Below are 12,485 nucleotides of genomic sequence, written 5' to 3'. Positions count from 1 at the left end.
CACGTATGACAGTCAGCCCGATCTTTCTTTCAGCGCGGGGAAACCCGCCCGCCGAGGACCCGGACCGCTCCTGGCACGCACTCGGCCGTCAGCGGCAGCGGGCCCAGCGGCTCCCCGTCGGCGTACCCGGTGACGCCGTCCGCGACCAGCTCGACCTTGGCCGCGCGGTGCACGGAGACCTTGGGGTGGTTGAGGTGCGTGCCCCGGTAGACCTGGGGAAAGACCTTGATCAGCGTCGTACGGGAGCAGTCCCCCACCACCGTGAGGTCGAAGAGCCCGTCGTCGGTCCTGGCGTCGGCGCAGATCCGCATCCCGCCGCCGTACGACGTGCCGTTCCCGACCGCCACCAGCGTCGCCTCGACCTCGCGGACGTCCCCGTCGTCGAGCGTGATCCGGTACGGGACGGGCTTGAAGGAGGCCAGTTCAGCGATCATCGCGAGGTCGTACTTCAGCCGCCCGCCGGGCCACCGCATCCGGTTCCCCCGGTCGTTGACCCGCGAGTCGAAGCCGGAGGCGAGGACGGTCCCGAACCACTTCTCCCCCACCCGCCCCAGGTCCACGTCGACGATCCGCCCGCCCTTGAGCGCACCGGCGGCCAGGGCCCCGGCGCCCGCCGGGTCCCGTACGGGCAGGCCGAGCGTACGGGCGAAGTCGTTGCCGGTGCCGACGGCCACCACGCCCAGCGGCGTCCGTGTCCCGGCGACGGCCCGGAGCGCCAGCGAGACCATCCCGTCCCCGCCGACGGCTATGAGCGCCCCGGTCCCCTCCGCCACGGCGTCGCGCGCCCGCCGCAGGGCGTCGTCCGCGTCCTGGCCGAGGACCGTGCGTACGGAGAAACCCGCGTTCCGCAACGCGGAAGCGGCCGGCTGCGCGGCGTGCGCGCCCCGGCCGCGTCCGGCGGTGGGATTGACGAAGAGGGTGATCTCACTGGTCACCCGGCGGACCCTACAAGGTCAGGTGACGTCGTCGTAACCGTTGAGCTGCTTCGGCCCGGCGCTCTCGGCGCCGCTCGCCTGCTCGGGCAGGGCGCGCGCGGCGGGCACGGGCTCGATCTCCCCGACCGCCTCCGGGGTGAGGTCGAGCCGGGACGCCTCGTCGTCGTCGAGTGCGGCGTCCGGGTTGTTGCGGGCCCGCCGCTTGTCGTTGAGCAGCGAGAAGCCGACGGCGATGAAGTACAGGACGGCCAGCGGGCCGGCCAGCAGGAGCATGGAGATCGGCTCGCCGCCCGGAGTCGCGACGGCCGCGAAGGCGGTGAGGCCGACGAGCATCCCGCGCCACCAGTGCAGCATGCGCGTGCCCGTGAGGACACCGGTGATGTTGAGCAGGATGAGCAGCAGCGGCAGCTCGAAGGCCAGACCGAAAACGATCACCATGCGGGTGATCAGGTCGAGGTAGTCGTCGAGCGGCAGCAGGTTCTGCGCGTCGTCGGGCGTGAAGCTGAGCATGATCTCGGCGGTCTGCGGAAGGATCGCGTACGCGAGGTAGGCGCCGCCCGCGAAGAGCGGGACCCCCGCCGCCACGAAGGCCAGCGAGTAGCGCTTCTCCGTGCGGTGCAGACCGGGCGCGACGAACGCCCAGAGCTGGTAGAGCCAGACCGGAGTGGCCACCAGGACGCCCGCCATCAGCGAGACCTTGAGCGCGATGGTGAACGGGGACAGCAGACCGTTGGTCGTCATGGACGCGCACGGCTTGCCGTTGCGCATGGTGAGGGCTCCGTCGACGCAACCGACCGAGGACAGGATCGGCTGCATCAGGAACCTGAAGATCTCCCGCTGATAGAACGCTGCGACGACCACCATGACGACGATGGCCAGTACAGACTTCAGCAGTCGGTTACGCAGCTCACGCAGATGATCGGCGAGGGGCATGCGCCCCTCGTCGTCCTTCACCTGCTTGCGGGCAGACTTGAGCAACCCACGCCCCTCGTCTCGTGCGGCAGCTGTCAGTTGATGCTTCGGCTGAACCGCGTCAGCTCTGCGTGGTGTGGCTCGGGTCGTTCACCGGGCGCGCGCTGGTGACGTCGCCGGGAGCGGCCTTGATCGTGCGCGGTGCCGGGGCCTGCTGCTCGGGAGCCGTGGGCGTGACGTCGGCCGGGGTCGACGGCTCGTCGTCCTTCTTCATCGCCTTGGCTTCGCTCTTGAGGATTCGAGCGGACTTGCCAAGGGAACGCGCCATGTCCGGAAGCTTCTTGGCACCGAAGAGCAACAGAATGACAACAAGGATCAGAATGATCTCGAGGGGCTTCAGATTGCCGATCATGTGCGACTTCCTTCTCACCGAGGCGGCTGGGTTGGTGCTACGGGGCTGTCCCTTCGGTCGGACCTGTGTCCGCCCTTCACGCTGCAAGCGATCGTAACCCGTAGGAGTAAACGCGGGGCAATGCCCGTGCGTACTACGGATTGCGGCCCGCGCCTCGCTCAGGAGCCGCCCGACCAGCCTACGCCCCCGCCCCTCGGCGACCGCAGCCGCTCCGTACTACCGCCACGCTTCGCCGGTGCGCGCCAGGTCCTCCGCCGCGCGCTCCAGGCTCTCCGCGGCTCTGTTGATCTCCTGCGAGGTGCTGGCGACCTGCCGCCCGAGGCGCTGGACCTCGACGAACACGCGGATCGCCAGCACGCCCAGTACGGCAAGACCACAGAAACCAAGAGCGATTGCGAGCATCGGCCAGAGCATGCGCAGAGCCTAGACGCTCAGACGGTCGAGTGGAGCCGCAGCGTCCGCACGCCGCCGCCCGTGAGCAGCTCGACGATCCGTTCCCCCGCGGGTTTGCGCACCGCCGCCTCGCACTCCGGGCAGGTGAAGGAGTAGAAGGTCGTACGGCGGCTGGCGCCGATGGCGAGGCGCAGCGAGCCCGCGGAGAGTTCGAAGCGGGCGCCGCAGTCGGGGCAGCCCGCCCTGAAGAGGACCGGGCCCACCTGCGTGGGGATTCCTGGCAGCAGCGACATGTCCACCATCTCCTCAGACCTGGCCGGCGCTCTCGTACGCGGCGAGTGCCTCGCGGGCCGCTTCCCGCGCGCTGACCGCCAGCTCCGGCGGCGACACGATGTGCCCGTCCCTGCCGAGCCGCAGCGCGAGCCGCCGCAGCGAGGCCGGCTCCGGGGTGCGCAGGGTGATCCGCAGGCCGCCGTCGGGCAGTTCCTCCGCGCTGTCGTGCGGGTAGTACTCGGCGACCCAGCGTCCGCCGGGCCCGACCTCCACCACGACCTCGGGATCGTCCGCCGAGGGGTGCACGAGCCCCTCCGAGAGGTCCCGCAGTTCGATCTCCGGCGGCACCGACGGCTCGTCGAGCAGCCTGATCTCGGCCACCCGGTCGAGCCGGAACGTGCGCCGCGCCTCGGAGAGCCGGCACCACGCCTCCATGTAGGTGTGGCCGACGGCGAAGAGCCGGATCGGGTCCACCTCGCGCTCGGTGAGTTCGTCGCGCGCCGGCGAGTAGTAGCGCAGCCACAGCCTGCGCCGCTCCGCGATCGCCCGGTCGACGTCCGCGAAGACCCCGCCCTCGGACTCGAAGGTCACCGAGAGGCGGGAGCTGGCGCCGGCCGCCTCCCCCGCCGCGGCCTCCAGCTTCGCCGTGGCGCGCAGCAGCGCCTGCCGGTCGCCCTCGCGCAGGCCGGGCAGCGTGGACACGGCGCGGGCGGCGACGAGCAGCGCGGTCGCCTCGTCGGCGGCGAGCCGCAGCGGCTCGGCCGTGCTGGAGCCGGAGGCGTCCGGGTTGCGCCACCAGATCCGGTCGCCGTCGGTGTCGATGTCGAGGAGGTCGCCGCCCCGGAAGCTGGTGCCGCACATGGGCAGCACGTCGAGGTCGGAGATCAGCTCGTCCTCGGTGATCCCGAAGGCCCGGGCGACGTCGCTGACGTGCGCGCCGGGGCGCTCGCGCAGGTACGTCACGAGGGAGAGCATCCGCCGGGTCTGGTCGATCGCGTTCGTGGCCATGAAGGCGTTCCTCTCAGTCCTTCTCAGTCCTTGGCCACGGCGCGCAGCCGGTCCACGACGTCCGCCCGCAGGTCCGCGGGCTCCAGTACGACGACTTCGGGGCCGAGCTCCGCGAGCCAGGCGTCGAGCCCGTGACCGTACGGAACGGCCAGCTCGTCCCAGCCGTCGCCCAGGTCCCGTACGGCGGTGGCCCTGGCCCGCAGGGGGTAGCCGGAGCCCTGGCGCAGTTTGATCAGGGCGCTGCGGGTCGCGGTCTCGCCGGCCCAGCTCTCGACGGTCTCGCGCACGGTCACCACGTCCGGGACCTCGGCCGTGAACGCTCCGGCGCGGGAGCGGACCTTCCCGGTGATCCGGGAGAGCCGGAAGACGCGCTCGGCGCCGCGCTCGCGGTCCCAGCCGGCCAGGTACCAGTGGCCGCGCCAGCACTCCAGCGTCCACGGCTCGACGTGCCGGGTCTCCGACCGGGCGGCGTTGGCCTTGCGGTAGTCGAAGACGACGGGGCGCCGGTCGCGGCAGGCGAGCATCAGCGGTTCGAAGGCCGCCTCGTGGACCGGGATGCGGGGTTCCAGTGCGCTCTGATGGCCCTCGAACGGGTCCTCCGCCTCCGGCATGCCCGCCGCGCGCAGCTTCTGGAGGGCGCCGCTGGCGGCGCCGGCGAGCCGGGCCTGCTGCCAGACCTTGGCGGCGAGGCCGAGGGCGGCGGCCTCCTCGGCGTCGAGGGTGATCGCGGGGAGGCGGTTGCTGTCGCGGCGGGCCAGGTAGCCGGCCTCGCCGTCGAGGTTCTCGACGGTGTCGATGACCAGGCCGAGTTCGCGCAGATCGTCCTTGTCGCGCTCGAACATCCGGTTGAAGGACTCGTCGGTGCCGGCCTCCAGGTACGCCTCGATGGAGCCCCGCAGTTCCCGCTTGCTGAGCGGGCGCCGGGTCCCGAGCAGGCACAACGCCAGGTTCATCAACCGTTCGGCCTTGGCGATCGCCATCGGCACCCTCTCTCTTGCTCTACGACCCTCGACCGTACCGCCCCGGGGTGTCGCGGCAAAAGCCGAGGGCCCATGCCGGACGGCATGGGCCCTCGTACCGCTCTCAGTTGATCAGGAAGCGGTGCGGATCAGACCGCGACGAGGTCGCAGACGAAGATCAGCGTCTCGCCCGGCTTGATGACGCCGCCGGCGCCGGTGTCGCCGTACGCGAGGTGCGGGGGGATGATCAGCTCTCGGCGGCCGCCGACCTTCATGCCCTGCACGCCCTGGTCCCAGCCCGCGATGACGCGGCCGGCGCCGAGCTGGAACTGCAGCGGGTTGCCGCGGTTCCAGCTGGAGTCGAACTCCTCGCCGGTGGAGAAGGCCACGCCCACGTAGTGGACCTTGACGTTGTGGCCCGCCTTGGCCACCTCGCCGTCGCCCTCCCAGATGTCCCGGATCTTCAGGTCCTGCGGCGGCTCGCCACCCGGGAAGTCGACCTCGGGCTTCTCGATGCTCACGGAAAATGCTCCTCTGTACTACGAACTGGGCAACCTGGACAGTCCTACATCACCGCGAGAATGTCCACTTGGAACACCAGTGTGGAGTTGGCGGGGATGGACTGCTGCTTCTTGTCACCGAACGCCTGGTCCGGCGGGATGACGAGGAGCACGCGGCTGCCGGCCTTCTTGCCGACCAGACCGTTCTTGAGACCCTTCAGGGTGACCTGCGGCAGCGCGAACTGCTGGGTCTTGCCCTGGGCGTAGGTGCTGTCGAAGAGCTTGCCGTCCTTCCAGATCAGTCCCTGGTAGGCGACGGACACGGTGTCGCTGTCCTTCACCGCCGGGCCGTCGCTCTCCAGTACGTAGCTGGAGACGAGCTTCTTCGGCGGGTCGGACTCCTTCGGCACGGTGACCTTCGGCGCCTTGCCGTCGGTGTTGGTGCCGACCTTGGGCAGGTCGATGTTGTCCTGCGCGACCGCGGTGCCCTTGGCGGACGCCGGGATCGACTTCGCCTTCAGGATGTCCACGATGAAGACGAGGGTGGCGTTGGGCTTGATCGTGGGGGGCTGGCCCTGGGCGCCGTAGCCGAGCTCCGGCGGGATGACCAGCTCGACTCGGCTGCCGACCTTCTGGCCTTCCAGGCCCTTGTCCCAGCCGGGGATGACCATGCCCGCGCCGAGGGTCAGCGGGAACGGCTGCTTGCGGTCGAAGCTGTTGTCGAAGGGCTTCGTGGAGTCCCACTGCTGGCCGAGGTAGTTCACCTCGATGGCGTCACCCTTCTTGAGGGTCGCAGCGTCGTCCTTGCCCTTGCTGAGGACCTCGGTCTTCAGCTCCTTGGGCGGATCGCCCTCCCCCTTGGCAAGGGTCGGCTTCTCGCCGAACTTGGCTCCCGCGGTGATCGCCGGCAGTCCGTTCTTTGACGAGGTGGAGTCGGAGCCCTTGTCGTCGCTGCCGCACGCCGCTGTCGAAAGCAGCAGCAGGGGGACGACAAGTAGGCCGGCAAGTCGGCGCACGTGTTCCTCAGATCTCAGACGGCACAGTAGTCGCCCGCCACTCTAAGGCGTGGCCCGGGCCCCGCACGAGGAACGTGCGGGGCCCGGGTCGCGTTCCGGCAGATCCCGGAATGGCTGGATCACATACCGGCGATGAGCTTTTCCACCCGGTCGTCGACCGACCGGAAGGGGTCCTTGCACAGCACGGTCCGCTGCGCCTGGTCGTTGAGCTTGAGGTGCACCCAGTCGACGGTGAAGTCCCGCCGCTGTTCCTGGGCCCTGCGGATGAAGTCGCCGCGCAGCCGCGCGCGGGTGGTCTGCGGCGGTACCGACTTGCCCTCGAAGATTTTCAAGTCGTTGCAGATGCGGGCGGCTTGTCCCTTCTTCTCCAGCAGGTAGTACAGCCCTCGCCGACGGTGGATGTCGTGGTACGCGAGGTCTATCTGGGCGACCCGGGGGTTCGACATGGTCATGTTGTGCTTGGCGCGGTAGCGCTCGATGAGCTTGTACTTCATGACCCAGTCGATCTCGGTGCCGATCCGGTCGAGGTCCTCGGCCTCGATGGCGTCGAGCGCGCGGCCCCACAGTTCGAGGACCTGCTCGACCGTGCCCGTGCGGATGCCGCGGCGCTCCACGAAGTCCACGGCCTTCTCGTAGTACTCGCGCTGCACCTCTATGGCGGACGCCTCGCGTCCGCTGGCCAGGCGCACCTTGCGCTGGCCGGTGATGTCGTGGCTGACCTCGCGGATGGCCCGGATGGGGTTCTCCAGGGTGAGGTCGCGCATCACGGTGCCCGCCTCGATCATGCGCAGGACGAGGTCGGTGGCGCCCACCTTGAGGAGGTTCGTGGTCTCCGACATGTTGGAGTCGCCGACGATGACGTGGAGCCTGCGGTAGCGCTCGGCGTCGGCGTGCGGCTCGTCGCGGGTGTTGATGATCGGCCGGGAGCGCGTCGTCGCGGAGCTGACGCCCTCCCAGATGTGCTCGGCGCGCTGGCTGACGCAGAAGACCGCGCCGCGCGGGGTCTGCAGCACCTTGCCGGCGCCGCAGATGAGCTGCCGGGTGACGAGGAACGGGATGAGGATGTCCGCGAGCCTGGAGAACTCCCCGTGGCGGGCCACCAGGTAGTTCTCGTGGCAGCCGTAGGAGTTTCCCGCAGAGTCGGTGTTGTTCTTGAAGAGATAGACGTCGCCCGCGATTCCCTCCTCGTGCAGGCGGCGTTCGGCGTCGACGAGCAGGCCTTCGAGAATGCGCTCGCCGGCCTTGTCGTGGGTGACGAGCTCGGTCACGTTGTCGCATTCAGGAGTTGCGTATTCCGGATGCGATCCCACGTCGAGGTAGAGGCGGGCGCCGTTCCGCAGGAAGACATTGCTGCTGCGGCCCCATGACACAACACGGCGGAAGAGGTAGCGCGCCACTTCGTCAGGAGACAGTCGGCGCTGTCCCCTGAACGTGCACGTGACGCCGTACTCGTTCTCCAGCCCGAAAATGCGGCGGTCCATGACTGAACATTACGCCTGATGGCCTGTCCTGAAACCGGGTTCGGCCGCTCCGATTCGATCATTTTCGCAAGGTATTGCGACAGAGCCCTGGGGAAGGGGAGCTGCGACGGGAAGCGTGAGGACCCGCCGGGTGGTCAGGAGCACCAGCAGGGCGGCCACTCCGCCCGCCGCCGCGACGGCGAAGCTCGCGGCGGTGCCGCCGTGCTCGACGGCCGGTCCGGCCGCTCCGGTCCCGACCGCGGCGCCTACGCCGAAGGTGGTGACCAGCCAGGAGAACGCCTCGGTCACGGTGCCGCGCGGGGCGTGCCGGTCGACGACGATGAACGCGCAGGCGAGCGCGGGGGCGAGGAAGACGCCGGAGACGGCGGCGAGCACGACCATCGCGGGGACGCCGGGGGTGAGCATCAGCGGCAGGTAACCGGCCGCAAGCAGGGCGACGATGAACCGCAGCCGCCGTTCGGGGGCGCCGGCCCACTGCCGGGCGCCGTACGCCGTGCCGCCCACGAGCGCGCCGAGCCCGAGCGCCGCCATGAGCCATCCGTACACCGCCTCGCGGCCGTGGTCGTCGGCGTACGCGACGCCGGCGACGGTGATGGAGCCGAGCGCGAGGCCGACGAAGAAGAACGACCCGAGGAGGGCCAGCAGGCCGGGCGAGCGCAGTGCGCCCAGCCAGTGCGCCTCGCGGGGCGCCGAGCGCCAGGCGCGCGACGGCTCGGAGAGCACCACGGAGAGCGCTCCCAGCACGCCCACGGCGTTGATCACGAGCAGCGCCGCCGCCGGCGACCGGAGGGCCACGAGCAGCGTGACGAGCAGCGGCCCGGCGGTGAACATGATCTCCTGCGCCACCGCGTCCATGGCGTAGGCGCGGTGGACGCGGTCCTCGCGGCCGAGCACGTCGGGCCACAGGGCCCGCAGCCCTCCTTCGAGGGGCGGGGTGAAGACGCCCGCGAGGACGACAGCGGCGTACGCCGGCAGCAGCGGGTCGGTGCCGCTGAGGGTGAGCAGGACCATGCCGAGCGCCGACAGGACGGCAGCGGGAAGCTGCACGCGGGGCTGGCCGTACAGGTCCACGGCGCGGCCGAGCAGCGGCTGCCCCACGGCGTTGGCCAGGCCGTACACGGCGGCCAGGCCGCCCGCCAGGGAGTAGCTGCCGCCCTCGGCGCGGGTGAGCAGCACGATCGCGATGGGGGCGGTGGCGTTGGGCAGCCGCCCCACCAGAGTGCCCGCCAGGAGGCGCGCGGCGTGGCGCGTCCTCAGCAGTTCCGCGTATCCCGCCGCCATGTCTGCCCCTCTCCGCTCCGGCGCGAACCGAAGTTTTACGTATAACGTCCTGTGTCATACGTACCATGAGCCAGGCCGCGGGTCCACTTCGCGGCGAAGAGCCCTTTGCTGCGGAGGCGTGAGTGACCAGCCCGGACGACACCCCGGACGACACCGGCGGCGCCGGCGCCGGGACGCCCCCCGCACCGCCGACCAGCCGGGACGTGGCCAGGGCTGCGGGCGTCTCGCAGGCGACCGTCTCGCTGGTGCTCGGCGACAAGTGGCGCGGGCGGGTCTCGGAGCGCACCGCCGGACTGGTGCGGGGGGCCGCGCGGGAGCTCGGGTACCGCCCGAACCTGGCCGCCCGGAACCTGCGGCTGGGCAGGACCAGGACGGCGCTGCTGGTCGTGCCCGCGCTGACCAACGAGTTCTTCGCCCGGGTCTACGCGGGCGCCGCCCGCACGGCCGCCGAGCACGACTTCGGCGTCGTCCTCTACCCGTCGCCCGAGGGCACCGGGCCGGCCAGGGACCCGTTCGCGTCGGCGCAGGCGGCACTGGACGGGGTCATCGCGTCCTCCATGGCCACGGGCGCCCTCGGCGCGATCCGGGACGCGGGACTGCCGCTCGTAATGCTCGACAGCGACCCCGCGGACCCCGGCGCCGCCGCGTACGTGAACCTGGGCATCGGCGACGGAATGCGTCTGGTGACGGACCATCTGCTCGCCCTGGGGCACCGGCGGTTCGCGCATCTCGCGTCGGCCGTGGGGTCCTGGACGTTCGATGTGCGCGCGGCCGCTCTCCAGGAGGCGCTGGGGCGGGTTCCCGACGCCGTGGTGCACACGGTGCACGCGCCGCTGAACGTGAGCGGTGCCCGCAGGGCCGCCGAACTGGCCCTGACCGGCCCGGGTCCGCGCCCGACCGCACTGGTCTGCGACGACGACATCGTCGCGGCGGGCGCCTGCAAGGCGGTACGCCGCCTCGGCCTGAGGGTGCCCGAGGACGTGTCGGTCACCGGCTTCGACGATCTCGCCCTGGCGACGGCCGTGGAGCCGGAACTCACCACCGTGCGGCTGCCCGCCGAGCAGGTCGGGGAGCGGGGCATGGCGGCCCTGCTGGCCGTCCTGGACGGCCGGCGGCCCGAGAGCGGCGACATCCCCGTCGAGCTGATGGTCCGCGGCTCCACCGCCCACGCCTGACCCGCCGGCGCGTCACACGGGTGCCCCGGGCCGCAGGGCGGCCCGGGGCACCCGGACGGTGACGTCGGAGCTGCTACGGCTCCTCGGTGTCCGAAGGGGTGTCGGTGGGGGTGGCCGCGTCGCCGTCCGCCTCCAGGAGGCGGGCCAGCTGACGGCCGACGATGCGCTTGAACTTCCGGTCCTGCGGCCGCGTACGGTCCAGGACGGCCACCTCGAGGCGCTCGGCGGGGATCTCCCGCTCGCTGCCGTTGGTGTCCCGCGACAGCGCCTGCACGGCCAGCTTGAGGGCCTCCGCGAGCGTCATCCCGTCCCGGTGCCGCTGGTCGAGGAAGCTGCTGATCTGCTCCGCGTTGCCGCCGACCGCGACCGAGCCGTGCTCGTCCACGATCGAACCGTCGTGGGGCAGCCGGTAGATCTGGTCGCCCTCGGGACGGGCCCCGACCTCGGCGACGACCAGCTCCACCTCGTACGGCTTCTCCGCGTTGCTGGAGAAGATCGTGCCGAGGGTCTGCGCGTAGACGTTGGCGAGGCCACGGGCCGTCACGTCTTCGCGGTCGTAGGTGTATCCGCGCAGATCGGCGTACCGGACGCCGCCGATCCGCAGGTTCTCGTACTCGTTGTACTTGCCGGCGGCGGCGAAGCCGATCCGGTCGTAGATCTCGCTGAACTTGTGCAGCGCGCGGGACGGGTTCTCGCCGACGAACACGATGCCGTCGGCGTACTGCAGCACGACAAGGCTGCGGCCTCGGGCGATGCCCTTCCGGGCGTATTCCGCCCGGTCGGCCATGGCCTGCTGGGGTGAGACATAGAACGGCGTCGACACCGGCTATCCGTCCCTTTCTGTCGTTATCACGTTGATCACGTCGATTCGGAGCGCGGGAGCCGTCAGAGCAGCGCGGCCCGGGGGCCGTCGGGCTGCTCCAGCCGCCGCTCGAGGATCGAACGGGCCAGCTCCGAGGACTCCGCCTCGGTGAGCCGCCGGAACCCCTCTTCGGTGATCACGGTGACGATCGGATAGATGCGGCGGGCCACGTCGGGACCGCCGGTCGCCGAGTCGTCGTCGGCGGCGTCGTACAGCGCCTGGACCACCAGCGTGGTCGCCTGCTGCTCCGTCAGATCGTCGCGGTAGAGCTTCTTCATCGAGCCGCGGGCGAAGATGGAGCCCGAGCCGGTGGCCGCGTACCCCTGCTCCTCCGAGCGGCCGCCCGTCACGTCGTACGAGAAGATGCGGCCCTTCTCCCGGTCGACGTCCCAGCCGGCGAAGAGCGGGACGACGGCCAGGCCCTGCATGGCCATGCCGAGGTTGCTGCGGATCATCGTGGAGAGCCGGTTCGCCTTGCCCTCAAGGGAGAGCTGGGCGCCTTCCACCTTCTCGAAGTGCTCCAGCTCCAGCTGGAAGAGCCTGACCATCTCCACCGCGAGACCGGCGGTGCCGGCGATGCCCACCGCCGAGTACTCGTCGGCGGGGAAGACCTTCTCGATGTCGCGCTGGGCGATCATGTTGCCCATGGTGGCCCGCCGGTCACCGGCGAGCACCACGCCGCCGGGGAACGCGGCGGCGACGATCGTCGTGCCGTGAGGGGCCTCTATGACGCCCTTGACGGGCGGCATGACGCGCCTTCCGGGCAGCATCTCGGGAGCATGGTCGCCCAGGAAGTCCATGAACGACGACGAGCCGGGCGTCAGGAAGGCTGCCGGCAGACGCCCGGTGCTACGAGGGTTGGCTTCCACGCGTTTCCTTCCGGATAGGCGGCGGCCCGCCTCCGGGAGGCCGGGCCGATCTTGCGAACTGTGCTGGGACGATACCCGTACGGCCGCCGGTCATCCGTCCCGGTGCGCCGGACCTCGGTCCACGGCCACCGGGACGGACAACCGGCTCTACTCCCCGCCCTTTTGAACGAAGGAACGCACGAAGTCCTCGGCGTTCTCCTCGAGCACGTCGTCGATCTCGTCGAGTACGGAGTCGACGTCGTCCGACAGCTTCTCCTGGCGCTCCTTGAGGTCCTCGGAGGCCTGCGCGTCCTGCGCGGTCTCCTCGGTCTCCCCGGTGGAACGCGTCGCCTTCTGCTGCCCGCCGTCGGTGTCCTTGGTCGCCATCTCTACCTCACCCCGCTCGCTCGGTTCGATGTCCTTGATCAGA

At 70.7% G+C, this 12,485-nt stretch carries 15 protein-coding genes and 1 pseudogene; 1 reads left to right on the top strand and 15 read right to left on the bottom strand.

Features of this window, described 5'->3' with window-relative positions; translation table 11 throughout:
* Positions 1-29 precede the first annotated feature (29 nt).
* From ACWGH0_RS21705 to ACWGH0_RS21655, 11 genes are all read right to left on the bottom strand, one after another.
* Entirely contained in the window at positions 30-935 is a 906-nt protein-coding gene (locus ACWGH0_RS21705; protein WP_453405835.1) for a diacylglycerol kinase, read from the bottom strand.
* Between the two features lie 18 nt (positions 936-953).
* A complete protein-coding gene (tatC, locus tag ACWGH0_RS21700; RefSeq protein WP_453405834.1) occupies positions 954-1,913 on the bottom strand; it encodes a twin-arginine translocase subunit TatC in 960 nt (319 codons plus the stop codon).
* A gap of 55 nt (positions 1,914-1,968) precedes the next feature.
* Positions 1,969-2,259, bottom strand: coding sequence for a Sec-independent protein translocase subunit TatA (gene tatA, locus ACWGH0_RS21695; RefSeq protein ID WP_453405833.1), 291 nt, complete (start codon positions 2,257-2,259; stop codon positions 1,969-1,971).
* Between the two features lie 216 nt (positions 2,260-2,475).
* A complete protein-coding gene (locus ACWGH0_RS21690) occupies positions 2,476-2,673 on the bottom strand; it encodes a hypothetical protein (protein WP_453405832.1) in 198 nt (65 codons plus the stop codon).
* A 17-nt stretch (positions 2,674-2,690) separates the two neighbouring features.
* Positions 2,691-2,945, bottom strand: a complete 255-nt coding sequence (locus ACWGH0_RS21685; RefSeq protein WP_453405831.1) for a hypothetical protein — start codon at positions 2,943-2,945, stop codon at positions 2,691-2,693.
* A 13-nt stretch (positions 2,946-2,958) separates the two neighbouring features.
* Positions 2,959-3,933 carry a helix-turn-helix transcriptional regulator gene (locus ACWGH0_RS21680; protein WP_453405830.1) on the bottom strand — a complete coding sequence of 325 codons (975 nt, stop codon included), beginning with the start codon at positions 3,931-3,933 and terminating at the stop codon, positions 2,959-2,961.
* Between the two features lie 23 nt (positions 3,934-3,956).
* Positions 3,957-4,913 carry a helix-turn-helix transcriptional regulator gene (locus ACWGH0_RS21675; protein ID WP_453405829.1) on the bottom strand — a complete coding sequence of 319 codons (957 nt, stop codon included), beginning with the start codon at positions 4,911-4,913 and terminating at the stop codon, positions 3,957-3,959.
* 128 nt (positions 4,914-5,041) lie between these two features.
* A complete protein-coding gene (locus tag ACWGH0_RS21670) occupies positions 5,042-5,413 on the bottom strand; it encodes an FKBP-type peptidyl-prolyl cis-trans isomerase (RefSeq protein ID WP_453405828.1) in 372 nt (123 codons plus the stop codon).
* A gap of 44 nt (positions 5,414-5,457) precedes the next feature.
* Positions 5,458-6,408, bottom strand: coding sequence for an FKBP-type peptidyl-prolyl cis-trans isomerase (locus tag ACWGH0_RS21665; protein WP_453405827.1), 951 nt, complete (start codon positions 6,406-6,408; stop codon positions 5,458-5,460).
* Between the two features lie 119 nt (positions 6,409-6,527).
* Positions 6,528-7,889 carry a Pup--protein ligase gene (pafA, locus tag ACWGH0_RS21660; protein WP_453405826.1) on the bottom strand — a complete coding sequence of 454 codons (1,362 nt, stop codon included), beginning with the start codon at positions 7,887-7,889 and terminating at the stop codon, positions 6,528-6,530.
* A gap of 9 nt (positions 7,890-7,898) precedes the next feature.
* Positions 7,899-9,170, bottom strand: coding sequence for an MFS transporter (locus ACWGH0_RS21655; protein ID WP_453405825.1), 1,272 nt, complete (start codon positions 9,168-9,170; stop codon positions 7,899-7,901).
* Between the two features lie 122 nt (positions 9,171-9,292).
* Here ACWGH0_RS21655 and ACWGH0_RS21650 point away from each other — a divergent pair, with 122 nt between their 5' ends.
* Complete coding sequence (locus ACWGH0_RS21650; RefSeq protein WP_453405824.1) at positions 9,293-10,345, top strand: LacI family DNA-binding transcriptional regulator; 1,053 nt, start codon at positions 9,293-9,295, stop codon at positions 10,343-10,345.
* Between the two features lie 73 nt (positions 10,346-10,418).
* Here ACWGH0_RS21650 and prcA read toward each other — a convergent pair whose 3' ends face one another.
* From prcA to ACWGH0_RS21630, 4 genes and pseudogenes are all read right to left on the bottom strand, one after another.
* On the bottom strand, positions 10,419-11,168 hold the full coding sequence (prcA, locus tag ACWGH0_RS21645; RefSeq protein WP_453405823.1) for a proteasome subunit alpha: 750 nt from the start codon (positions 11,166-11,168) through the stop codon (positions 10,419-10,421).
* Between the two features lie 62 nt (positions 11,169-11,230).
* Positions 11,231-12,046 (bottom strand): proteasome subunit beta, encoded by an 816-nt coding sequence (gene prcB / locus ACWGH0_RS21640; RefSeq protein ID WP_453405873.1) that lies wholly within the window; start codon positions 12,044-12,046, stop codon positions 11,231-11,233.
* Positions 12,028-12,114: pseudogene (locus ACWGH0_RS21635) on the bottom strand (endonuclease VII domain-containing protein); the annotation flags it as partial. The gene prcB and the pseudogene ACWGH0_RS21635, both read right to left, overlap by 19 nt.
* A 109-nt stretch (positions 12,115-12,223) precedes the next feature.
* Positions 12,224-12,442: a ubiquitin-like protein Pup gene (locus ACWGH0_RS21630; RefSeq protein WP_453405822.1), complete on the bottom strand. Its 219-nt coding sequence runs from the start codon at positions 12,440-12,442 to the stop codon at positions 12,224-12,226.
* Positions 12,443-12,485: the final 43 nt, after the last annotated feature.

It is taken from the genome of Streptomyces sp. NPDC054887, from assembly GCF_053610585.1.
This window is presented reverse-complemented; position numbering and strand designations above follow the sequence as displayed.

Bases quoted from the DNA above. Each gene is read 5' to 3' on its own strand.
- tatA (WP_453405833.1), bottom strand. From the start codon at position 2,259: ATGATCGGCAATCTGAAGCCCCTCGAGATCATTCTGATCCTTGTTGTC.
- ACWGH0_RS21690 (WP_453405832.1), bottom strand. From the start codon at position 2,673: ATGCTCTGGCCGATGCTCGCAATCGCTCTTGGTTTCTGTGGTCTTGCC.
- ACWGH0_RS21685 (WP_453405831.1), bottom strand. From the start codon at position 2,945: ATGTCGCTGCTGCCAGGAATCCCCACGCAGGTGGGCCCGGTCCTCTTC.
- ACWGH0_RS21680 (WP_453405830.1), bottom strand. From the start codon at position 3,933: ATGGCCACGAACGCGATCGACCAGACCCGGCGGATGCTCTCCCTCGTG.
- ACWGH0_RS21675 (WP_453405829.1), bottom strand. From the start codon at position 4,913: ATGGCGATCGCCAAGGCCGAACGGTTGATGAACCTGGCGTTGTGCCTG.
- pafA (WP_453405826.1), bottom strand. From the start codon at position 7,889: ATGGACCGCCGCATTTTCGGGCTGGAGAACGAGTACGGCGTCACGTGC.
- ACWGH0_RS21655 (WP_453405825.1), bottom strand. From the start codon at position 9,170: ATGGCGGCGGGATACGCGGAACTGCTGAGGACGCGCCACGCCGCGCGC.
- ACWGH0_RS21630 (WP_453405822.1), bottom strand. From the start codon at position 12,442: ATGGCGACCAAGGACACCGACGGCGGGCAGCAGAAGGCGACGCGTTCC.